Source organism: Stenotrophomonas sp. 220_Sma (genome assembly GCF_056487375.1).
On record NZ_CM151348.1, the window covers coordinates 1,765,151 to 1,787,734 of the forward strand.

At 66.4% G+C, this 22,584-nt stretch carries 15 protein-coding genes; 9 read left to right on the plus strand and 6 right to left on the minus strand.

Annotated elements, in window-relative coordinates; all coding sequences use genetic code 11:
- The first annotated feature begins 10 nt into the window (after nucleotides 1–10).
- From ACZLIB_RS08410 to ACZLIB_RS08425, 4 genes are all read left to right on the plus strand, one after another.
- Nucleotides 11–526 (plus strand): RNA polymerase sigma factor, encoded by a 516-nt coding sequence (locus ACZLIB_RS08410; RefSeq protein ID WP_032128424.1) that lies wholly within the window; start codon nucleotides 11–13, stop codon nucleotides 524–526.
- Nucleotides 523–1,545: a FecR family protein gene (locus tag ACZLIB_RS08415; RefSeq protein ID WP_279912523.1), complete on the plus strand. Its 1,023-nt coding sequence runs from the start codon at nucleotides 523–525 to the stop codon at nucleotides 1,543–1,545. The genes ACZLIB_RS08410 and ACZLIB_RS08415 overlap by 4 nt, the downstream gene beginning before the upstream one ends.
- A gap of 141 nt (nucleotides 1,546–1,686) precedes the next feature.
- On the plus strand, nucleotides 1,687–4,620 hold the full coding sequence (locus tag ACZLIB_RS08420; protein WP_478469580.1) for a TonB-dependent receptor: 2,934 nt from the start codon (nucleotides 1,687–1,689) through the stop codon (nucleotides 4,618–4,620).
- A gap of 10 nt (nucleotides 4,621–4,630) precedes the next feature.
- Nucleotides 4,631–6,226 (plus strand): alkaline phosphatase D family protein, encoded by a 1,596-nt coding sequence (locus ACZLIB_RS08425; protein WP_478469582.1) that lies wholly within the window; start codon nucleotides 4,631–4,633, stop codon nucleotides 6,224–6,226.
- A gap of 114 nt (nucleotides 6,227–6,340) precedes the next feature.
- Here ACZLIB_RS08425 and ACZLIB_RS08430 read toward each other — a convergent pair whose 3' ends face one another.
- Both ACZLIB_RS08430 and ACZLIB_RS08435 read right to left on the minus strand, forming a co-directional pair.
- The gene (locus ACZLIB_RS08430; RefSeq protein ID WP_478469583.1) at nucleotides 6,341–8,449 is read right to left on the minus strand and encodes a phosphocholine-specific phospholipase C; all 2,109 of its coding nucleotides are present in this window, start codon (nucleotides 8,447–8,449) and stop codon (nucleotides 6,341–6,343) included.
- Between the two features lie 8 nt (nucleotides 8,450–8,457).
- Complete coding sequence (locus ACZLIB_RS08435; protein WP_478469584.1) at nucleotides 8,458–10,836, minus strand: TonB-dependent receptor domain-containing protein; 2,379 nt, start codon at nucleotides 10,834–10,836, stop codon at nucleotides 8,458–8,460.
- A 150-nt stretch (nucleotides 10,837–10,986) separates the two neighbouring features.
- Between ACZLIB_RS08435 and ACZLIB_RS08440 the strand changes: the two genes are divergently transcribed.
- Nucleotides 10,987–12,516 carry an OmpA family protein gene (locus ACZLIB_RS08440; protein WP_478469585.1) on the plus strand — a complete coding sequence of 510 codons (1,530 nt, stop codon included), beginning with the start codon at nucleotides 10,987–10,989 and terminating at the stop codon, nucleotides 12,514–12,516.
- Nucleotides 12,517–12,528: 12 nt separating this feature from the next.
- Here the strand turns inward: ACZLIB_RS08440 and ACZLIB_RS08445 are convergent, their stop codons facing one another.
- Both ACZLIB_RS08445 and ACZLIB_RS08450 read right to left on the minus strand, forming a co-directional pair.
- A complete protein-coding gene (locus tag ACZLIB_RS08445; protein WP_032128430.1) occupies nucleotides 12,529–13,455 on the minus strand; it encodes a c-type cytochrome in 927 nt (308 codons plus the stop codon).
- On the minus strand, nucleotides 13,452–14,798 hold the full coding sequence (locus tag ACZLIB_RS08450; protein WP_478469587.1) for a c-type cytochrome: 1,347 nt from the start codon (nucleotides 14,796–14,798) through the stop codon (nucleotides 13,452–13,454). The genes ACZLIB_RS08445 and ACZLIB_RS08450 overlap by 4 nt, the downstream gene beginning before the upstream one ends.
- A 185-nt stretch (nucleotides 14,799–14,983) precedes the next feature.
- On the opposite strand from ACZLIB_RS08450, the gene ACZLIB_RS08455 reads away from it, so the two are divergent.
- The gene (locus tag ACZLIB_RS08455; RefSeq protein WP_478469588.1) at nucleotides 14,984–16,102 is read left to right on the plus strand and encodes an alpha/beta fold hydrolase; all 1,119 of its coding nucleotides are present in this window, start codon (nucleotides 14,984–14,986) and stop codon (nucleotides 16,100–16,102) included.
- Between the two features lie 81 nt (nucleotides 16,103–16,183).
- Here ACZLIB_RS08455 and ACZLIB_RS08460 read toward each other — a convergent pair whose 3' ends face one another.
- Complete coding sequence (locus tag ACZLIB_RS08460) at nucleotides 16,184–17,323, minus strand: MFS transporter (protein ID WP_097049882.1); 1,140 nt, start codon at nucleotides 17,321–17,323, stop codon at nucleotides 16,184–16,186.
- Between the two features lie 184 nt (nucleotides 17,324–17,507).
- On the opposite strand from ACZLIB_RS08460, the gene ACZLIB_RS08465 reads away from it, so the two are divergent.
- Both ACZLIB_RS08465 and ACZLIB_RS08470 read left to right on the plus strand, forming a co-directional pair.
- Entirely contained in the window at nucleotides 17,508–18,203 is a 696-nt protein-coding gene (locus ACZLIB_RS08465) for an alpha/beta hydrolase (RefSeq protein ID WP_478469589.1), read from the plus strand.
- 147 nt (nucleotides 18,204–18,350) lie between these two features.
- Nucleotides 18,351–20,555 (plus strand): TonB-dependent siderophore receptor, encoded by a 2,205-nt coding sequence (locus ACZLIB_RS08470; RefSeq protein ID WP_478469591.1) that lies wholly within the window; start codon nucleotides 18,351–18,353, stop codon nucleotides 20,553–20,555.
- Nucleotides 20,556–20,670: 115 nt separating this feature from the next.
- Here the strand turns inward: ACZLIB_RS08470 and ACZLIB_RS08475 are convergent, their stop codons facing one another.
- Entirely contained in the window at nucleotides 20,671–21,372 is a 702-nt protein-coding gene (locus ACZLIB_RS08475) for a pirin family protein (RefSeq protein WP_012510689.1), read from the minus strand.
- Between the two features lie 140 nt (nucleotides 21,373–21,512).
- On the opposite strand from ACZLIB_RS08475, the gene ACZLIB_RS08480 reads away from it, so the two are divergent.
- Nucleotides 21,513–22,433 (plus strand): LysR family transcriptional regulator, encoded by a 921-nt coding sequence (locus tag ACZLIB_RS08480; RefSeq protein WP_049461318.1) that lies wholly within the window; start codon nucleotides 21,513–21,515, stop codon nucleotides 22,431–22,433.
- Nucleotides 22,434–22,584: the final 151 nt, after the last annotated feature.

Consider the following 22,584-nt stretch of genomic DNA (forward strand, 5'->3'; position numbering starts at 1 on the left):
TTGGCCGGCCGTGAACAGCGTGAGGATCTGGGAGAAGAGCTATGCGCTGCGGCGGCGGCTGCTGCGCGGCTTCTTCCTGCGCCGGGGTTCTGCCAGCGAAGATGCCGAGGATCTGGCGCAGGAGGTTTACCTGCGGCTGCTGCGCAGCACCGGTGAGCATGCCGACGCGGTCGAGAACCCGGAAGCCTACCTGTTCACCGTGGCCGCCAATCTTGCACGGGAGCACGCGCGCGCGCGTTCGTCGCTGCCTCCGCTGGAGGACGTCGACCTCCTGGCCGAAGTGTTGAAGAGCGAAGAAGACATCGAAGGCGAATTCGAGCGCGCGCAGCGGTGGAGCGATATCCGCAGCACCATCGCACGGCTGCCGGCGACCACGCGGCGGGTGATGGAGCTGCATTATCGCGACGGGCTGGACTGCCCGGCAATCAGCCAGCAGCTGCAGGTCTCGGTGCACATGGTGCGCAAGCATATCGGCAAGGGGCTGGACGCCTGCAGGAAGGCGCTGGGCGCCAGGGAGCTCACATGAAACGGAATCCATCGGGTGCGGCCGACGACGTGATCGCCAGCGAGGCCATGGATTGGTTCCAGCGCAATCGCGAGGGCGTGCTGGGCGAAGCCGAGCGGGTTGCGTTGCTGGACTGGATGAAGCGCTCGCCGGAGCATGTGCGCGCCTATATGCACGCCCTCGCACTGCACCGGCAGGTTGGTGAGGCGCTGCAATCGGCATTGGCTGAAGAGGCCTCGGTGCCGCCACAGCAGGCCGCTGCCAAGGTCGTGCCGCTGTTCGGACACGCACAGGCCCCGCTGCGCAGTGCGCCGCACAGCCGTCGCACGCGTTGGTGGGTGGCGGCTGCCGCAGCCTGTATCGCCCTGCTCGGCGTGGGCCTGGTACCGCAGCTGATGCCTACCGAGCAGCTTTACAGCGCCGGACATGGAGAAATTCGCGACCTGGTGCTGCCCGACCAGACCCAGGTGCGGCTCAACGCGGACAGCCGCCTGCGGGTGCGCATGGGCGGGTTCAGCCGCAGGGTGGAGCTGCTGCAGGGCGAGGCCACGTTCGACATCGCCCTGGACCGACGGCCGTTCGAGGTGCAGGTGAACGGATTGCAGATCCGCGATATCGGCACGGTGTTCGACGTGTCGCGACGGCTGCAGGGCACCCGCATCGGTGTGGTTTCCGGCGAGGTGGAAGTGTGGAGCCACGGTGCGGATGCGCGGCGTCTTGCACAACTGGGTAAAGGTCAGGTGGTGCAGGTCGACGCGCGCAGCCATGCGGTCGAGTCGTTGGATGTGCCGTTGTCGATGCTGCTGGACTGGCAGCAACGCAAGGTCTCTTTCCTGGACGAGCGGCTGGATGAGGTGGCCGCCGCCTTCAACCGCCACAACCAGGTGCAGGTTCGGGTGCTGGATGAAGGTGCGGCGTCGGCGCGGTTGTCCGGCAGCCTGGACGCGCATCGCATCGGTGCGCTGCAGGCCTTCCTCGAACGCGATCCGCGTTTCGTGGTGCGGCGCGAAGGCGACACCGTGCGGGTTGGCAGTCGCTGAGGTCGACATGGCCGTGGGTTGTCAGAAAAAATTCATCAAATCCGCGTTCTCCACTTCGGTGGATGCGGGCTCTTACTTGGGAGAAGCCGCTGCCGAGTCACGCAGCGGCACCTGCTGCTTTCTCTCTTCCAAGGACCCGTGATGCGCAACACGCTTTACCTGTCGATCATCCTCGCGCTGTCTCCCTGCAGCGTGCCGCTGGCGGCTGCGGCCACTGCCGATGGCCTCGAGGCCCGCGTTTCGGCGCCGATCGCGGCGCAGCCGCTGGCGCGCGCGCTGGAGCAGTTGTCGCGCAGTTCCGGCGTGCAGTTCCTGTATTCGGGCAGCGGTGACGTGCACATGGCCGGTGCGGTGCCGCGCGGTGCCACCGTCAAGCAGGCGCTGGACGCGCTGCTGGCAGGGACTGGCCTGGGCTACACCGTGGTGGATGGCAACGTCATCGCCATTGATCCTACGCCGGCACACAACGAACCGAAGCCGGCCGCGCCGAAGCCGCGCGAGGCCGAAGCTGTGGTGGCGCCGACCCTGGGCACGGTGAAGGTGATTGCTGCGCATGAGGTGATCGACCAGAAGAAGACCTCGCCGGTGATCAAGGATTCGGTGGTCTACGACGAGATGGACAGCTACGGCGACGAGACCCTGGCCGAGAGCCTGATGGCCGCGCCGGGCCTGAGTGCCGTGGAGGATGCCGGTGAGCCCCGTTACGTGACGGTGCGGGGCGTGCAGGCCAACCTCAACTACACCACCATCGATGGCATCGCGATTGCCAGCGTGGGTGGCAGTGGCTCGGGTGAGCGCATGAACAACCTGCAGCTGATTCCCAGCGACATCGGCACCCGCACCGACATCTACAAGAGCTTCAGCGCAGAGCAGGCGCCGGATGCGATCGGCGGCGTGATCGACATCATCAGCCGCAGTGCCTTCGACCGGTCCGGCAAGTACGTGTTCGCCGATGTGGCTGGTATCTACTCCACGGCCGAGACCAATGTCGAGCGCAGTGCCGGTGGCAACCACGAGACCCTGGGGCATTTCGGCAAGAGCGCCAAGATGGTGTTCTCCAACCAGTTCGGCGCCGACCAGGAATTCGGCCTTGTTGCGGTAGCGCGCTATGAGCAGCGTTCGCGCAACAGCGTCAAGCGCTGGGTGGAGTCGAACTACTACTATAACGACGCCGGCAAGTACCTCACCGACGGCACCACCGGGCCGGACGAGGCCAAGGGCTGGAACGGGCTGCGTGCGCCCGGCAACTTCAGCACCGGCACCTACACCAACTTCATCACCAACTTCGGGGGCTCGGCCAAGCTGGAATGGAAGCCATCGGACGATCCTTTCTACGCATCGTTGCTGCTGTACTCGTACCGGTTCTACGAGAACTCGACGATGAACAAGACCGATCTGTACGGCAACGCCAAATTTCCGATCCGCAACCAGACCGAAGACAGTGGCACCACCCAGATCAACAGCATCTACATCAAGAACCGCCACGACCGCTGGGACCGCAGCAATCGTGGCGCCATCGCCAGCTTCAACTGGGATATCGGTGATCGCTCGCGGCTGACCCTGCGCGGTGGCCACACCGAAGAGACCTTCCACAACAACCAGGTCTACTGGGGTGTGCGCGCCTACCCAAGCAATCTGTTCGTCGACTACGAGAACGACAGCCACGGCTTCCCGAACGCAGTGGCGGTTTCCGATTCCAGCCTGCTGACCAGCTCGGCGTTCAAACTCAACCCGGCACAGGCCTATGTCTCGCCGCGCGACGCCAAGGAGAGCATCGACAACCTGCGTGCCGACTTCAGCTACAACGTCGACGCCGATGCGCGTGGCTTCGGCCTGGCCGCCGGCGCCGAATACCGCCATCTGAAGATCTGGCAGGACATCGACTTCGACTACTTCAAGAGCAGTGCCACGCTCAACGATTACCTGTATCCGGGTTCGACGCTGCTGGGCAGCGTGCCGGGCTTCCCGCTGATCGACAACCGCAAGTGGAACGAGGAACTGCTGCCGAAACTGGGCAACAACAATGCGGCGTATCCAAATGCCAACTTCACCAGCGACTACAAGTACGTGGAGGACATCACCAATGCCTACGTGTCCGCACACTACGCCTGGGACCGGCTGCTGCTGATCGGCGGCCTGCGCTACGACCACACCCGCTTCGATGCCTACAGCCCATTCAGCGATGATGGCGGCACTACGTATACCTCTGCCTTCCGCAATACGAGCGGTGGCTACAACAACCTGCTGCCTTCATTGAATGCGACGTTCAAGTTGAGCGAGGACCAGCGCCTGCGCTTCTCCGCCAGCCGAACGCTGGGCCGGCCGACACCCAGCAACATCGCCCAGGCCACCAGCACCAGCTGTGGTGATGACGAGGAGGGCAGGGGCTTCTGCACCATCAAGCAGGGCAACGCCAACCTGCAGCCGCGCCGTTCCACCAACATCGACCTGGCGTGGGACCTGTACTTCAATGGCAATAACGGCCTGGTCTCGATTGCGCTGTTCGACAAGGTGATCAAGGACGACATCTACACCCTGACCACCTTCGAGAACGTGGGTGACACGCGCTACCGGGTCACCCAGCCGATGAACACCGATGAGTCCAAGCTGCGCGGCGTCGAGTTCGCGGTGGCCAACCGCAACCTGCAGTGGGGCCGCCAGCGCTTCGACATGTACTTCAACGCCACGCGGCTGGAAGGCCAGACCAACTACCGCATCAGTGATGGCACCGAACGCCGCCTGGACCGCCTGCTGTACCAGCCGGACTGGTCGCTCAATGGGTCGGTGATCTGGCGCATGCCGTGGAAGAGCGCACAGCTGCGCCTGTCCGGTACCTACCGCAGCCGGATGCTGGTCGACTTTGGCGATACCCAGTGGCTGGATTCGTACTACGACCCGTACATGACCTTCAACATGGGCTTCAGCCACAAGGTCAGCAGGCACGTGACGCTGAAGTACGAGGCCAAGAACCTGTTCAACACGCAGCCGACCTACAGCACCGGCCCGAACGGGCGCTTCCGTACCGAGATCGACGACTACGGCCGCTTCTTCTATTTCCACATCATCTACAACTGAGGGCACAGCCGTGGATATGATCAATCGCAGGCGATTCCTGGCCCTGGCCGGCCTGTCTGCTGCCGGCGCGTGGATGGGCACGGCGCACGCGCTGGCCGCACAGACCGATGCCGCCGCGCTGAACCCGCGCAACCTGCTGGCGTCGCCGCGGTTCGCCAGCACGCCGTTCACCCTGGGCGTGGCCTCGGGTGATCCTTCGGCCGATGGCATGGTGCTGTGGACACGGCTGGCGACCGAGCCGCTGGTGTTCGGCGGTGGCATGCCGACCCGGCCGATGGTGGTCGAATGGCAGCTGGCCGCGGACGAGGGCATGCGCAGGGTGGTACGCCAGGGTTCGGCGATGGCGCATCCCGAACTCGGCCACGCCGTGCACGTGGAGCTGGGTGGGTTGGCGCCCGCACGGCCTTACTGGTACCGCTTCACCGTAGGCGGCCACGCCAGTGCGGTCGGTTGCACCCGCACGCTGCCCGCAGCCACGGCCGCAGTGGATCGCGTGCGTTTTGCGGTGGCCGGTTGCCAGCACTACGAAGAAGGCCACTACACCGCGTGGCGGCGCATTGCCGAGGAACCGCTGGATTTCGTCTTCCACTACGGTGATTACATCTACGAAGGCGAAAGCCAGCCGGGCCTGCGGAAAATGAACGGCCAGCCGTTCACCAACCTGCGCAATCATGTCGGGCCGCAGACCTACACGCTGGACGACTACCGTCGCCGCTACGCCCAGTACAAGAGCGATGCCGACCTGCAGGCCGCGCATGCGTCGGCGCCGTGGTTCGTCACCTTCGATGACCATGAAGTGGACAACAACTGGGCCGGCGCCGAAGACCAGGACGATACGCCCAGCGAAGTGTTCCTGCTGCGCCGTGCACAGGCGTTCCAGGCCTACTACGAGAACATGCCGCTGCGCCGTTCGGCGTTCCCGCGCGATGGCCACATGCAGATGTACCGGCGCGCACGCTATGGCACGCTGATGGACCTGCACCTGCTCGACACACGCCAGTACCGCAGCAAGCAGGTAAACATGGCGCTGAGCGAGGAAGTGGAATCACCGGCGCGCAGCATTGTGGGTGCGAAGCAGGAGCGCTGGCTGTTCGACGGCCTGGCCGATGCCGCGCCGCGCTGGCACACCATTGCCCACCAGGTGGCGTTGGGCAACTACATGCGCGAGAAGGACGGGATGGTGCAGTCGTCCGACGACCAATGGTCGGGCTATCTGGACAGCCGCCGGCGCCTGCTCGATCACATCCAGAAGGTCGGATTCGGCAACGTGGTGACGGCGTGTGGCGACGCACACCGGCATTACGCCAGCGACCTGGTGCAGGACCATCGTGATTCAGGCGTGGTCTCCAGTGAGTTCCTCGCCACTTCGATCACTTCCGGCGCCGACGGCCAGGGCGTGGATGCGTACGCCAGGAATCAGCTCGCGCACAGCCCTTATCTGAGGGCGACCACCGACAAGCGTGGCTATGTGCTGTGCGATGTCACCCGTGATGCGTGGATCGGCGACATGAAAACGCTGGATACCGTGATGCAGCCAGATGGCGCACTGCAGAGCTGGAAGCGCTATGCGGTCGAGCACGGTCGGCCGGGGCTGCAGGAGGCCTGATCAGGCACGCCCCCTTGTAGAGTCGAGCCATGCTCGACTGCTTTTCGATCGTTCTTCGATCATTGACCGGAAAAAGCAGTCGAGCATGGCTCGACTCTACAACAGCGCGACGGTTCAATCGTGCTCGAACCGCAATGGTTCGCTGCCCATCGCGGGGTCGCTGGTGCCAGGACGCCCATCCTCGGCACGGCCCGCCAGGCGCAGCACACTCTCACCTGCGCTGACCTGCAGGTCATACCAGCCGGCGGTAGGCGTTGCATCCCACGCCAACGAAGTCTCTGCATGCGCGGGCAGTGCCAGCGTCTGCTCGGGCATGTGCCCGGCATAGGCACCGGCATGCACGCGCACTTGCTGTGCACTTTCACCCAGATTGCGCAGGTGCAGCCGCAGCTGGCCGTCGGCGCGCTCGACCGACGCCTGCACAACGGGTCCTTTGGCAGCGCCCTGGAAGTGACGGTGGAAGCCGTTCGGGCCCAGCAGCCAAAGGTCGTAGCGACCGTGCACATCCAGCGGCCAGCGCTCCCGCAGTGGCGTGCCCGGTATCAGTGTATAGCGGCGTGGCACCGCACCCAGCCGCAGCCGATCGTAGACATGCAGGACCGCTGCCGCACCTTCGCAGGACAACACCAGTTCCACGCCCGATGTGTTGATCGCGGCAATCGATGCCTGCGGCCGATAGGGCAGGGCACGCGCCGGACGTACGCCACGTTCCTGTTGCGCCGGTTCCAGCCCCTCCGGCAACGCCGGCACGGTGCGTCCCGGCAGGGCGGCGGCACGTGCGGCCGCCGCGCTCACGTCGGGCAGGCCGCGTATGAACGGACGGGTATCGCGCTGGGCGAAGTCGAAGGCGTTGCTCAGGTCTCCGCAGACCGCACGGCGCCAGGGTGAGATCTCCGGTGCGGCCACGCCGAAGCGGCGTTCGATCAGCCGTATGACCGAGGTGTGGTCGTACACCTGCGAATCGACCCAGCCACCGCGGCTCCAGGGTGAAATCACGTACAGCGGCACGCGCGGCCCCAGCCCATACGGGCGGCCGCGCAGTTCTGCGGCGTCGTACTTCTCATCCCCCGGTGCCGGATGACGGTGATACTCGCCTTCGGTACTGACCGAAGACACACCCGCCCAGCCACCGTTTTCCGGTGAAGGCGGTGCCGGTGGCGGCATGTGGTCGAAGAAGCCGTCGTTCTCGTCGAACATCAGCAGCAGGGCGGTGCGGCTCCACACCTCCGGATCGGCGGTCAGTGCATCCAGCACGCGTGCGGTATAGGCCGCGCCCTGGGCCGGGCTGGAGGGGCCGGGATGCTCGCTGCCGGCCGCGTCGGCGATGATGAAGCTGACCTGCGGCAGGCGTCCATCGACCACGTCCTGGCGCAGCTGCGCCAGGCCACGCGTGCTGACCCCGCGTGCTCGCAGCTGCGGGTCATGCCCCGGCGCAGCGCGGTAGGCCTGGCGGAACGCCTCGAAGCCGGCCAGCGGGTTGTCGGTGAAGTTGTCGGCCATGTCCTGGTAGATCTGCCAGGAGACGCCCGCCTTCTGCAGGCGTTCGACATAGCTGGTCCAGCGATACGACGCCGGATGCCCGCCGTGCTCGGGGAAGTTGTCGTGCGAGTTGGCGATCACCGGGCCGCCAGCACGCGCGTGTGCATCATTGTGACCGGTCCACAGGAACACCCGGTTCGGGTTGGTGCCGGCCTGCATCGCGCAGTGGTAGGCGTCGCAGATGGTGAAGGCATCGGCCAGTGCGAACTGGAAGGGCAGGTCGCTGCGCTGGAAGTAGCCCATCGAGTGGTTCTGCTTGGCCTTCGGCCATTGCCCCATGCGGCCGTGGTCCCAGGCGCGCTGTGCGTCCGGCCAGGTGTGTGGTGTGCCCTCCACCCGCATGTAGCCGAAGTGCGCAGCGGTATCCAGCGGGAACGGTGCGATCGCGCGCGTGCCGCTGGCATCGGGTTGCAGCCACAGGCTGCGCGTGCGGCCGCCGGTCTGCAGTGCCGGCGCGGGAGCCACGAAGCGATCGCCGAAACCCCGTACGCCCGGCAGCGTGCCGAAGTAGTGGTCGAACGAGCGGTTCTCCTGCATGAACACCACGATGTGCTGCAGGTCTTCGAGGCTGCGCGTCTGCGCGGCGGGGGCGATCGCTGCGGCCCGGGCGATGCTGGGCAGCAGCGGGGAAAGGCCGGCGGCAACGCCGGCCTGCAACAACCGGCGTCGGCCGATATCAGTCACGGGCTCACTCACAGGTCCACACGGAAGGAGATGCCGACAGTGCGCGGGGCGCCGATGAAGGCGTTGTCGCGGCCGTCCACCCCTGCAAGATACCGCTTGTCGGTGAGGTTGCTCACCACCAGGTTGGCACCCATGCCCTTCAGGCGCGGCGACAGGCCCTGCAGGTCGAAGCCGATATTGGCGTTGAACACGGTGGCCGAAGGCAGCTTGTTGACGTTGGCGGCATCGAGGTAGCGCGTGCCGAGGTAGCGACCGGACAGGCCGAAGTTCCAGTTTTCGCCCTGCCAGTCGGCCGACAGCACCAGGGTCTGTTCGGGCTGGCCGATCACCTTGGCACCGTCGACGATGCCCAGCTGGGTATCACGTGCGGCATCGCCACTGCCCAGGTACTTGGAGCGGTTGTAGGTATAGGCGGCGTTGAGGCGCCAGCCGTTGTCCCAGCCATAGCCGAACGCCGCCTCCAGGCCGTTGCTTTCCACGCCGCCGAAGTTCTCGTAAACGCCGTCGGTCTCGCCGAGGTAGTCGATGCCGCTGACGAAGCCGGCCGGCAGGTAGACGATGCGGTTGTCGAACTTGATGTTGTACAGGGTGACCGAGGCGGTCAGCGGCCAGCGGCTGATGCGCATGCCCACTTCGATGTTGTCGGCGGTCTCCGGCTCGACGTTGCGGAAGCGCTGCGGGTCGGTCTCGCCGAGCACGCCGGAGGGAATGGCGGCGAAGTTCTGCGAGAAGCCAGCGAACAGCTCCATGCCTTCCACACCGGGCGCCCAGGTGAAGCCGGTGGACAGCAGCGGATCGGACCTGGAATCGGATTTGACGTGCTCGCTGGCACCGATCACGCGGCGGCGCGACTGGTCGACGAAGAACTGCTTTACGCCCAGGCGTGCGCTGAACGGGCCGAAGCGGGCGACGTCCTCAACGTAGTACATCTGCTCGTCAACCTTGTACTTGTCTTCGAACTGCACCCAGTACGGCTGATGGTCGAAGGCGATGTCCTGGCCTACGTTGAGCAGGCGATGCCAGTCGCGGCGCGCCGAGCGGTCCAGCTTTTCCACCCACAGGCCGCCGCGGATCGTGTTGTCGACGGCACCGAAGGTCTGCCGCCATTCGACGTCGGCGGTCACGCCCATGCGGTCGTTGTCGTAGTGGGTGTGGCGATACGACTGCGCGCCCAGCACGTTGCCGGCATAGCAGTTCGGATCGTATTCGGCAGTGAAGCCCAGCCGCGGCGTGCAGCTGGCCAGGCGCTGCGCGGCGCTGCCATCGGGATTGACGAAGAAAATCTGGCCGCGGTTACTGCCACCGTACACGGTCTTTCCACCGATGTACTCCGACTCCGGGCGACCGGCACCATCATCGCTGACCTGCGCCAGGTAGGGGGGCAGCCAGTCGCCACGACCTTCCATGCGGTGCCCGTAAGCCGCCACCGAGGCCTTGAAGCCGTTGCCGCCGTCGAAGGCCGCGCGCAGGTAGCCGAAGGTGTTCTCGCGCAGCGCACGCGAGCCGGAACGGTAGTTCTGGTCCAGGTACGGAATGCCGGTGAGGGTGCCGACCAGGTTGTCGCGGTCCGGATTGGTGGCGAAGCCCTTCGGCGAGACGCTGGTGTACTCCGGCTCGTCGGCATCGTTGTAGGACAGGTAGCCGGTCAGCGTCCAGCGATCCAGCTCGGTGATGAACTTGCCGGCGATGTGGTCATTGCTGGTCTTGCCGCTGCCATCGATCCAGTCGTGCACACGTGCGGAAGAAGCGCTGACCCAGGCGCGGGTATGGCCGCCGAGCAGGCCGGTGTCGTAGCGCACGTAATACTTGCGCGCCTCGTTGTCACCGGCACCGACCACGAAACGCAGGCGGCTGTCCTGCAGCGGATCGCTGGTGAGGAAGTTCAGGGTGCCGCCGAGGGCTTCGTTCGAGCGCGAGGAGATATCGGCGGTGCCCTGGCTGACTTCCACTGTTTCCAGGTCCAGGGTATCGATGTAGCGGTTGGCCAGCGAACCGCCACCGTAGCCCGAGCCGCCATTGGGCAGGCCGTCGATGGTGGTGCCGATCTGCTGGGTGTCACGGTTGGTCACGAAGCCGCGCATGCTGATCTGCGTGCCCCACACCGACGAACCGGTGGCATCGGCCTCGCTGACCACCACGCCGGGCACTTCGTTGAGCGCGTCGTTGACGCTGCTCATCACCGTCTGCCGGTTCAGTGTTTCCGCGCGCACCGAAGTCTTCGCGTAGCTGGTGGCCTGACCAATCACCTGTACCTGGTCGAGGGTACGCGCATCGCTGCTGCGCGCTTCGCCCGTATCGCCCTGCGGTGCTTCTGCGAGGGCGTCCAGGGCGGGGGCGATCAGCAGGGCCAGCAGCGAGACACGGGGAAAACGCGCAATCGTTCGCATCGAAACCGGACCTTCAGAGGGAGGAAACCCCGGAGTGTCGGCAGCGCCAATGACATCGGGATGACGTGGCAGCGCAGGAACGATGGCACTGTGGGGGCGGTCACGGCCTTCGGGTATGCTCGGCGCTTCAATGGACCTGAGGTGGTGGCGATGCAGAAGCGATCGAAGATCTGGCTGGGAGGTGCAGCCCTGGTGCTGCTGGCAGGGTGCAACCGGACGCCCTCGGATGGAGAGGTGGCGCCGCCTGCGCCAGCCACGGCGGACGAGGCCGCAGCACCGGCCGCCGCCCCAGCGGGTTCAACGGCCGCCGCCGACGGCACCGCACTCACCGACCGCGATGGCAAGCCGGTGCCGCTGGTGCCTTTCGACACCGGCAGCGTGCCGCTGAGCGACACCACGCTGGGTGAGCTGCCGTTCTTCAGCCTGCCGCAGGGCTACGCGCCGCAGAACGCCCCGCACCCGCGCGCCTGGGCGCGCTTCCCGTTCCGGATGGGCGAGGGTGTGCATTGGGTGGAAGGTCCGAGCTGGTCGGCACGCATCGTGACCGACAGTGAGGCGGCCCCCGACAAGGCGTTCTCTGCGCTGGAAGTGCAGCGCAACTTCGACGGTGTGATCACCGCCGCTGGCGGCCGCAAGGTCTTTGAGGGCACGCTGCTGCGCGACATCTACTACGGCCCGCAACTGGAAGGCGAGATCGGTGGTGGCTTCATCGATGCGGTGAACGGTGAACAGGACGCACCCACCACCGTCTACGTGCTGCGCCAGGCCAACCGCACCGTGTGGGTGCAGCTGGCAGTGGACAGCAACGGCGCCGGTCTGGTGGTCGTGGATGACGTGCCGTTCAAGGCCACGGCGCAGTGGTCGGACCGTTTCCCGCACCTGTCCCTGCCGGCCGGCTATCGTGAGCGCAACACGCCCGAGCAGCGTGATTTCGATGCCTTCCCGTTCTGGACCGGAGATCACTTCGAACCGGTCGAGGGCCGCACCTTCGCTGCCGATTTCGACAAGGGCGAGCGCGAATACTCGATGCATGAAGTCCGTCGCAACCTTGAGGCGATGATGGCCCAGGTCAACGGCACCAAGGTGTTCGAGGGGCGCATCCCGCACGAGGCGGCCGAGGGCGTGTCGAAGCAGGTGCAGTCGTCCTACGGCAACGCGGCCAGCTACAGCTGGGACAACTACGACACCGTGGTCTATCGCGTCGATCTGGCTGACGGCCGCCAGGTGTGGGTACATGCTCGCCTCGAATACCTCAGCGCTGGCTGGGTCGTGGTCGAGCGCAAGGGTTTCACCCAGACCGCGGCGCTGCTGCCGGCCGATGCGTTGAAGAAGAAGCTGGACAGCGACGGCCGCGTGGCGATCCAGGTCAACTTCGCCACCGACAAGGCGCAGATCCTGCCGACGTCCGAACCGCAACTGGCGCAGGTGCTGGACCTGCTGCGTGCCGACCCGTCGCTGAAACTGTCGATCGAAGGCCACACCGACAACAGCGGCGCGGCCGCGCACAACCGCAGCTTGTCCGAGGATCGTGCGCGGTCGGTGGTGGCGGCGTTGACCGCCAAGGGGGTCAACGCCGACCGCCTGCAGGCGGCCGGCTTCGGCGCCGACAGGCCGGTGGCCGACAATGGCAGCGAGGAAGGCAAGGCGCGCAATCGCCGGGTCGAGCTGGTCAAGCGCTGAACCACGCCCTCCTCAGTACCGCGCGTCCTTGGGTTTCGGGTCGCGCGGCCAGTCCTTGGCCTTGTTGGCGAAGTCCGGCCGCGGTTGGTTGATGAAGTAGCTGGCGATGTCCACCGCATCCTGGTCGGGCATCACCTGCTGCCCCAGTGGCGGCTCGCGGGTCACCGCCGGCGGCATGTTGTGCTTGACGAAACCGGCCGCCTTGTACAGGCGCGCCATGCCGGCGCCGATGTTGAAGCTGTGGTCGCCCCACAGCGGCGGGAAGGCGATATCACCGCTGGCGTCGCGCCGGCCTTCGCCGTTGTCGCCATGGCAGGCGGCACACTGCACGGCGTACAGCGCCTGGCCACGGATCGGGTCCGGGGTCAGCGTGCTGTCGATGGGGCCCTCGCTGGGGGCGGCCACCTTTGCACCGTCTGGCACTGGACTGCTCAGCCACGCCATGTAATCGAGCATGGCGCGCATCTGCGGTGAGTCCTTCGGTAGCGGCTTGCCGTTCATCGAGCGCTGCAGGCAGCCATTGATGCGCTCGGTCAGCCCGATCACCTTGCCCGGGCGCGGCATGTAACGCGGATAGGCGCCGCCGCCGGTGTTGAAATAGTGGTTGCCGAACGGTCGCTTGCCCTCGGCCATGTGGCACGAATTGCAGTTCAGATCGTTGCCGACGTTGTCCGGCAGCAGCCGTGCGGTCTCGTTGAGGAGGCGGCGGCCAAGCATCACCGATTCGGCATTGCCGAGCCCGGCGATCTCCTCGGCGCTGGGTGCGTGGTAGTGGCCGACCACCTTGCCCTGCGCATCGAGGATATCGATCGTGCTGGCTACGGCAGCATCCAGGTCCGGGTACAGATGGCGATAGGCGAGGGTGCCGGCGCCGGCCAGCAGCACGAGGGTGACCACGCTGCCGACCAGCAGGCGGGAGCGTTTGCGCGAACGTTTCATCGTGCGGCCTCCTGCGGAACGTAGTGCACCGGCTTGTCACGCACCACCCGGCGCATGCGCGCCACGTCGACCTCGCTCACCGCGCTGGCCTGGTTGCCCCAGCTGCTGCGGATGAAGGTCAGGATCTGTGCCAGCTGTGCATTCGGCAGCTGCTCGAAACCGGGCATGGTGAAGGCCATGCGGTCGTGCGGGGTATGCGGCGTGCGGCCGCCGATCAGGGTTACCTGTACCAGCGAGCTGGGATCATCGGCGAACACGATCGAGTTGCCGGCCAGCGCCGGGTAGACCCGTGGCATGCCGCGGCCGTCGGCGCGATGGCAGGCCTGGCAATGCTCGGCATAGGCCAGCGAGCCGGCCACGCGATAGTCGCCACTGCGTAGTGCGGCGGTGGAGGTGTCGGTACCCGGTGACCACTGTGCACTGCGGCCCTCACGTGCCGGCAGCTGTTTCAGGTAGCGGGCCATCGCCAGCAGGTCGGCGTCGGACAGGTACTGGGTGCTGTGCTCGACCACGTCGGCCATGCCGCCGAAGGCCGCGGAGCGATCGGTGCGTCCGGTGCGCAGGAAGTCGACGATCTCGCCCTCGTTCCAGCTGGCCAGACCGGTTGATTCATTGCGCAGGTTCTTCGCATACCAGCCCTCCAGCACCGAGCCGGACAGGAACTGGCGGCTGCCATCATCGGCCATCGCCTTTTCCTGGAACGCCAGGCCGCGTGGCGTGTGGCAGGCGCCGCAGTGGGCAAGGCCTTCCACCAGTTCGGCGCCGCGCTGCTGGCTGGCATCCAGCGACGGATCCGGGTTGAACGTACGCGGGCGTGCGAACAGCAGCTGCCACCAGGCCAGTGGCCAGCGCATGTTGGCCGGCCAAGGGATCGTGCTGTCGGCGTTGCCCTGCTTCACCGGCTGCACCGAGCCCATGAAGTAGGCGTACAGCGCCTTGATCTCGGCATCGCTGGCGATCACGTATGAGGCATACGGCATTGCCGGATACAACGGCTGCCCATCGTGACGGATGCCGCGACGGACCGCGCGCTCGAAGTCGGCGTAGTCGTAGGCGCCAATGCCGGTGTCCGGATCGGGCGTGATGTTGGTCGAGTAGATCGTGCCCATCGGCGTCTGCATACCGAGGCCACCGGCGAACGGCTTGCCGCCCGGCGCAGTGTGGCAGGCGGCGCAGTCGGCGGCGCGCGACAGGTACTGTCCCTGCGCGATCAGCGTCGGATCGTGGATGTCGACCTGCGCCGTCTGTCGCGGTGCGAACCAGTAGGGCGTGGTGCGGGCGATGCCGTAGGCGGCGGCCAACGTGGCGGCCAGGGCAATGGCGAGCTTGAGCGAGGTGCGCATGGCGGCACTGTGGGCAATCCCGCGCGCGCGTTCATTGATCCGGATCAATGACTGAACGGATACAGCTTGTACACCAAGCTGAATCGTTCCTGCGTTGTCATCAAGCCGTCATCCGCGCGCGATAGATGACCGGTCTATCGGGGCGTTAACGTCCCAGCCTGTCTGATTCACCCCAATGACGTGATATGAAGCGCCTGCTGCTGTTGTTGCTGGCGTGCGCCGGCCTGTGGCTGGCTGCATGCTCGTCCTCGATCAATGCCTCGTCCACCTCGCTCGCCGATCGGCTGATCGCGCCGGGTGGCGTATCGACCCTGCTCGATCGCCCGCGCATTGCCGCGGCCATTGCCGAACTGCCCAATCGCCATGGCTTCGCGCCGGGCCGCGATGGCGTGCCGATCTTCTGGCGTGTGTTCGATCCTGGCGATTATGGCGCGCGTTACCACTACCTGCCGCAGCGCCACGAGAACGGCCTGCCGCTGGATACCGGCCTGAGCCTGGCAGTACCGCAGCCGTTCCGCGCGCAGCCACCGCGCGGCACCGTGGTGCTGCTGCACGGCTGGATGATGAACGGTGATTCGATGCTGCCGTGGTCGTTGCAGTTGGCCGAATCCGGCTACCGCGTGGTCACGCTCGACCTGCGCAACCATGGACAGTCCGGTACCGGGCCGTCGGGCTATGGCACCTATGAATCCGACGATGTGGTGGATGTGATCGGCGAGCTGCGCGCGCGTGGTGAAGTCACCGGCCCGCTGTACCTGTTCGGCGTGTCCTATGGCGCCGCCACAGCGGTATTCACCGCCGACAAGCTCGGTGACCAGGTGGAAGGCGTGGTGGCGATGGAATCGTTCGCCAATGCCGGTGTGGCGATCCGCACGATGATTCCGCACCTGATGGGACTGCAGCCGGAAGGCCTGAAGGCGCAGGCGGTGGCGTCGTACGCGCGCTGGCGCTACGGCGGCCAGGACATCAACCAGGTGATCGCCGCCGCCAGCCGCCGCATCGACGTCGATCTGGACCGCGTGGATGTAGCGCGCGCGCTGGCCGATACCCGCGCCTGCGTACTGCTGCTGCACGGGCAGGGCGACCAGCACATTCCGGTCAGCCAGGGCCGCGAACTGGCCCAGGCCAACCCGCGCGCACACTACATCGAGATGCGCGGCGAGGACCACATCACCCTGCCGCTGCGGCTGGACCTGCTGGCCGGGGTGGTCGATGACTGGATGGCGCGCGACGAGCACCATCCGCAGAGCGCGTGCCCGGCACCACAGCTGCCGGCCCAGGCCGAGTGGCTGACACGCAGCTGAGAAAAGGGGACGGAGGGGATTAAGTCGTTTCCCGCACACTTGCGCTAGAAACGACTTAATCCCCTCCGTCCCCTTTTTCTGTCAGGCCACCCGTCGTGCCAGTGATCGCGCGGATGCGGCTACGCCCAGCAGCAGCGCGGCCACGCACAGGAAGGCGAAGCCGAGGCTGGTAGCGTGTGCGAGTGCGCCGATCGCTGCCGGTCCGGCGAGGATGCCGGCGTAGCCCAGCGTGGTGACCGCGGTGATGGCGATGCTCTCCGGCATCACCCGCTGTTGGCCGGCCATCGAGAACAGCGCCGGCACGATGTTGGCGCAGCCCAGCCCGACCAGTACGTAGCCGGCCAGCGCCACCGGGAACGATGGGACCAGCGTCGCCAGGGTGAATCCCGCAGCCGCGGTGATGCCGCCGAAGACCAGGGTGCGGGTCCGGCCGAGGCGCTCGACGATGCCGTCGCCGAACAGGCGCATCGCGGTCATCGCCAGGGTGAACAGTGCGAAGCCGGCACCGGCCTGGTCACGTGGCACCTGCCGCACTTCGGCGAGGAACACCGCGCTCCAGTCCAGCATCGAGCCCTCGGCGAGGAACACCACGAAGGCCAGCACGCCGATGAACAGCACCACGCCATGCGGCAGTGCCAGCAGGGGGCCTTCATGCAGGATCCGTTGTGGGCGCCAGTGCGGTGCCGACAGCACTGCCACCAGCAGCAGAGCGGCCACGGACACCAGCGCGGCCAGCCACAGTGGCGTACCCAGGATCAGCAGGCCGGTCATGCAGCCGGCGCCGACGAAGCCGCCGATGCTGTAGAAGGCATGGAATCCGGACATCATCGCGCGCCCGGCGTCGCGCTCGACCGCGACCGCCTGCATGTTCATCGCACAATCCAGTGCACCGACGCCGGCGCCGAACACGAACAGGGCCGCGCCCAGCGCTACCGGAGAGGGCGCCAGCACCAGCAAGGGCAGGGCGCACAGCATCATCGCGCAGGTGATCACCATCACCCGGCGGCATCCCAGCCGCCCGGTCAGCGCACCTGCCAGTGGCATCGCCAGCAGTGAGCCGAGCCCGAGGCACAGCAGCACCGCGCCGAGGCTGGCGTCGGACAGCCCGGCCTTGGCCTTGGCGTAGGGCACCATCGGCGCCCATGCGGCGGTGGCGAATCCAGGGATGAAGAAGGCGGCACGGGTGGCGTGCTGTTGGGCACGTGGGGATGAAGGCGTCATGCGCGGTGCGAAGCTCCAAGGGGTGTTCATGAAAACGTTTTCAGGGCGGCTCGGCAAGTGCCATGCGTGACATCGGGCGACGCATACGATTGCAGTGACCCGATCGCGTCACTGGCGATTAACGTCGCCCACGGACAGTGGCGACACGGTCGGCATTCCGCCGGCCGCTGCCGGAGATCCGTACATGAGCACGACACCGACCATCCTCCTCGTCCATGGTTTCTGGGGCGGGGCCGCACACTGGGCCAAAGTGATCCTGGAGCTGCATCGCAACGGCCATGACCGCGTGCAGGCGGTGGAACTGCCACTCACCTCGCTGGCCGACGATGCCGGCCGCACCCAGAAAATGATCCGGCAGATCGACGGGCCGGTGCTGCTGGTCGGCCACTCCTACGGTGGTGCGGTGATCAGCCAGGCCGGCAACGAGGCCAACGTGAAGGGCCTGGTCTATATCGCAGCGTTCGCCCCGGATGCCGGCGAGAGCCCCGGTGGCATCACCCAGCAGCATCTGCCGGAAGCGGCGCCGAACCTTGCGCCGGACAGCGATGGCTACCTGTGGCTGCGTGCGGACAAGTTCCATGAGAGCTTCTGCCAGGATCTGAGCGAAGACGAGGGCCGGGTGATGGCGGTGACCCAGAAGGCGCCGCTGGCCAGCACTTTCGGTGATGCGGTGAGCGACCCGGCGTGGAAGCACAAGCCGAGCTGGTACCAGCTGTCCCGCCATGATCGGATGATCGCGCCGGAGAACCAGAGGGCAATGGCCACGCGCATGCAGTCCAAGCGACTGCTGGAGCTGGATGCCAGCCATGCCTCGCTGGCCTCGCAGCCGAAGGACGTGACCGCACTGATCCTGGAGGCCTGCGCCGCTATCGGCGGCTGAGCCTGCGGCAGCGCGCCGCACCACAGCACACCGCACGACAGCCGGGGCGCAGGGGAGTACACTCCTGCGCCTGCGGCCATCCGGCCGCGTCCCCGTCTTCCCTCCAGCCGCCGCCAGAGGATCCCACCCGATCGTGGAGGTCCCGCCGTGCTGTCTGTGCCTGATGCCCGTATTCCGTCCCCATTGCCGCGTCGCCGTGCGTTGCCGCAGGCGCTTGCCCAGGGCCTGCTGATCACCGCACTGGCCAGCAGCGGCATCGCAGCCGCGCAGTCCGCCGCCGAGCCGGACAAGGCCGCCGAGGCCCCGGCCTCGCAGACCCTGCAGACCGTACAGGTCACCGCCAACCAGCTCGGCACCATCACCGAAGGCAGCGGCGCCTACACGCCGGGCACCATCGCCACCGCCACCCGCCTGGTGCTGACCCCGCGGCAGACCCCGCAGACCATCAGCGTCATTACCCGCGCTCAGATGGACGACTTTGGCCTGAACGGCATCGATGACGTGATGCGGGTGACCCCGGGCATCAGCATCGTCACCTACGACAGCGAGCGCACCGAGTACTACGCACGTGGATTTGCCGTGCAGAACTTCCAGTACGACGGCATCCCGATGTCGCGTGACTCGGCCTATTCGGCGGGCAACACGCTCAGCGATACCGCGATCTATGACCGCATCGAAGTGCTCAAGGGCGCGACCGGCCTGCTCACCGGCATGGGCGATCCCGGCGCGACCATCAACCTGGTGCGCAAGAAGCCGGGCAAGGACTTCGCCGGCAGTGCCACGCTGGGTGTCGGCCGCTGGGATGACTATCGTGCCGAGATCGATGTGGGTGGCCCGTTGACCGCCGATGGGCGTGTCCGCGGCCGCGCGGTCGGTGCGTGGCAGGACAAGCATTCCAATCTCGACTTCTACCAGCGCACCAGCAAGGTGGGCTACGCGGTGCTGGAAGCCGATCTGGGCGAGCGCACCCTGCTGACCGTGGGTGGCGATGCGATGGACAGCGACCCGAAGGGCTCGACCTGGGGTGGCATCCCGCTGCTGGACAGTGCCGGCAACTTCAATGACATGCCGCGTTCGTTCAACAACGGCACCCGCTGGAGTGGCTGGCGCCAGTATGTGCGAACCGGTTTTGCCACGCTCGAGCATACCTTCGCCAACGATTGGGTGGCCAAGCTGCAACTCAACCACCAGGTCAACGGCTATGACGCCGCACTGGCCGGCGCCGCCGCCGGCAATCCCGATCCGTTGACCGGCGAGGGCGTCAGCCTGTGGCTCGGCAAGTACGTTGGCAAGACCGTCAGCAATGCGGCCGACTTCTACCTGAGCGGTCATTTCGGCCTGTTCGGCCGCGAGCATGAGCTGGTCGTCGGTGGCAGCGCCTCGCGCAAGCGCTGGACCAATACCGGCTACGGCCCGCAGGCGGGGTTCCCGGATACCGTGCCGGACTACAGAACCTGGAATGGCGACATTCCCGAGCCGGAGTGGCAGCGCAGCTACAGCAACAACGAAGTGACGCGTGAGAACGGCCTGTACGTGGTCGGTCGTTTCGACGTGGCCGATCCGTTGAAGGTGATCGTCGGCAGCCGCCTGGCCAGCTACCGTTCGCCGCAGACGCGCGAAACCGGCGTGTTCGTACCGTATGCCGGCGTGGTCTACGACCTTGGTGAGCACTATTCGGTGTACGCCAGCTACAGCACCATCTTCAAACCGCACAGCGAACGCGACGAGCAGGGCAAGGCACTGGATCCGCTGGAAGGCCGCAGCTACGAGATGGGCCTGAAGGCCGAGTTCCTCGATGGGCGCTTCAACGCCAGTGCGGCGCTGTTCCAGCTCGACCAGGACAACTTCGCCCAGCCCACCGGCGGCAAGACGCCGGACGGGCAGGATGCGTATCGCGCCCTGATGGGCGTGCGTACCAAGGGCTACGAGCTGGAAATGTCGGGCCAGCTGGCCGAGGGCTGGCAGGTGCAGGGTGGGTTCTCGCACAAGATCGCCCGCCAGGCCGGTGCCAAGGTGACCACACTGGAGCCGGAAAACCAGTTCAGCCTGCACACCAGCTACCGCCTGCGTGGCGACTGGAAGGGGCTGACGCTGGGCGGTGGCGCGCGCTGGCAGGATTCCACTTTCGGCGAGATCACCAACCCGGCCACGCAGGCCAAGGTGGTGCATCGCACCCAGCCCTATTGGCTGCTGGATGCGATGGCGCGCTATGAATTCAACGATCGCCTGTCGGCCACGCTCAACGTCAACAACCTGCTGGACAAGCGGTACTACACGATCTTCAGCTGGTACAGCACCTACACCTGGGGTGAGCCGCGCAATGTGCGGTTGGCGATGACGTACAAGTTCTGACGCCGGTGGTGCCGTAGAGCCGAGCCCGCGCTCGGCTGGCTGTCAAACCGCAGCCGAGCATGGCTCGGCTCTACAAATACGCCCGCGATGCTTTTCGGCATCGCGGGCGTTGTCGTTACAGCGGCAGGTCGAACACCAGCACTTCGGCGTCGTTGCCGTTCTCCAGGGTCAGCTGCGCTTCGTCGCTGACCTGCAGCGCATCACCGGCTTCCAGGGTGATGCCATTGACCTGCAGCTGGCCTCGGGCCACCTGCACATAGGCGCCACGACCGTTGCCGAGGGCGTGGTGCAGCTTCTGGCCGCCATCGAGGATGGTGGCGAAGATGCGGGCATCCTGGTGGATGCGCAGCGAACCATCGGCACCGTCCGGCGAAGCGATCAGGCGCAGCTGGCCGCGCTTGGTTTCCGGGGCGAAGTGGGTCTCTTCGTACGACGGAGTAATGTTCTCCGCGTCCGGGAAGATCCAGATCTGCAGGAAGTGCACGGTCTCGTCGGCGGAGTGATTGAACTCGCTGTGGCTGACACCGCTGCCGGCACTCATGCGCTGCACGTCGCCGTAACGCAGCACCGAACCGGTGCCCATCGAGTCCTTGTGCTCCAGCGCGCCGCCCAGCACATAGGAAACGATCTCCATGTTGCTGTGGCTGTGGGTGCCGAAGCCCTGGCCGCCGATCACCTTGTCTTCGTTGATCACCCGCAGCGGGCCGAAGCTGACGTAGCGGGGGTCGTAGTAGTTGGCGAAGGAGAAGGTATGGCGCGAGGACAGCCAGCCATGCTCGGCCAGGCCACGGGTAGCGCTCTTGCGGATCTGCAGCATGATGGAATCTCCTTGTTCGATGGTTTCGATGGGGCGGGGTGGGCTTGTAGCCGCTGTGTTTCCCCGTTGGAGAGAAGTATCCGCTTGCGCCCGGGGTTTGAAAAACGGATAGTTTTGACAGCCATCATCGAAAAATTCGAATGCTCAAGCTCAGCCTCGATGCCCTGCAGATCCTGGACGCCATCGACCGCCGCGGCTCGTTCGCCGGCGCCGGCAAGGCCCTGCACAAAGTGCCTTCGACCATCTCCTACACCGTGGCCAAGCTGGAGGAGGACCTGGGTGTACAGCTGTTCGACCGGGTCGGCCCGCGCGCCGAGCCGACCGAGGCTGGCCGCGCGTTGCTGGACGAAGGCCGCCACCTGCTGCGCGCAGCCCGGGAGCTGGAACTGCGGGTGCGCCGGGTGGCGTCGGGCTGGGAGACCGAACTGACCCTGGCGGTGGACTCGGTGTTCCCGACCTGGCTGCTCGGCCCGGACATCGCCGCATTTCGTGAGGCCGAGGCACCGACCCGGCTGCGATTGATCGGCGAGGCCCTGTCCGGTACCTGGGAGGCCTTGCTGGACCGCCGTGCCGACCTGCTGGTTGGTGCGCCGGGCGAGGGTCCCAGCGGCGGCGGTTACGTGGTCGAGCCGCTGGGTACGGTGGAGTTCGTGTTCGCGGTCGCCCCCGGTCATCCGTTGGCTGCAGTGCCGGGCGTGCTCGGACGCGAGCAGCTGGTCGAGCACTGCGCGATCGCGGTCTCCGATTCGGCGCGGCGGCTGCTGCCGCGCACGGTCGGCCTGTTGATGGGGCAGGAGATGCTGACGGTGCCGGACATGGCCAGCAAGCTGAAGCTGCAGTGCGAAGGCGTGGGCTTCGGTTTCCTGCCCGAGCCCTGCGCGCGTGCGGCGGTGGCGCGTGGCCAGCTGGTGATCCGCGAGGTGGAGGAGCACAAGCCGGAAGAGACCTTCTGGCTGGCTTGGCGCACCGGTGAGGATGGCGCCGCACTGCGCTGGTGGCGAGAGCGCCTGCGCAGGCCGGAGCTGCTGTCACAGTGGTGGCAGTCAATGGCCAGGGGGTAGGGGTACGGCAGGGCTGCGCCCTGCACCCGCTACGAGCTGGAGCAACAGCAACAGCAACAGCAACAGCAGAAGCTGGTTTCCTGTGGGGAGGCGGGGTGGGTCCGGTTGCGGGGGCCGCTGCAAGTCCCCCTCCGGGGCCCGGCCCAGCCGC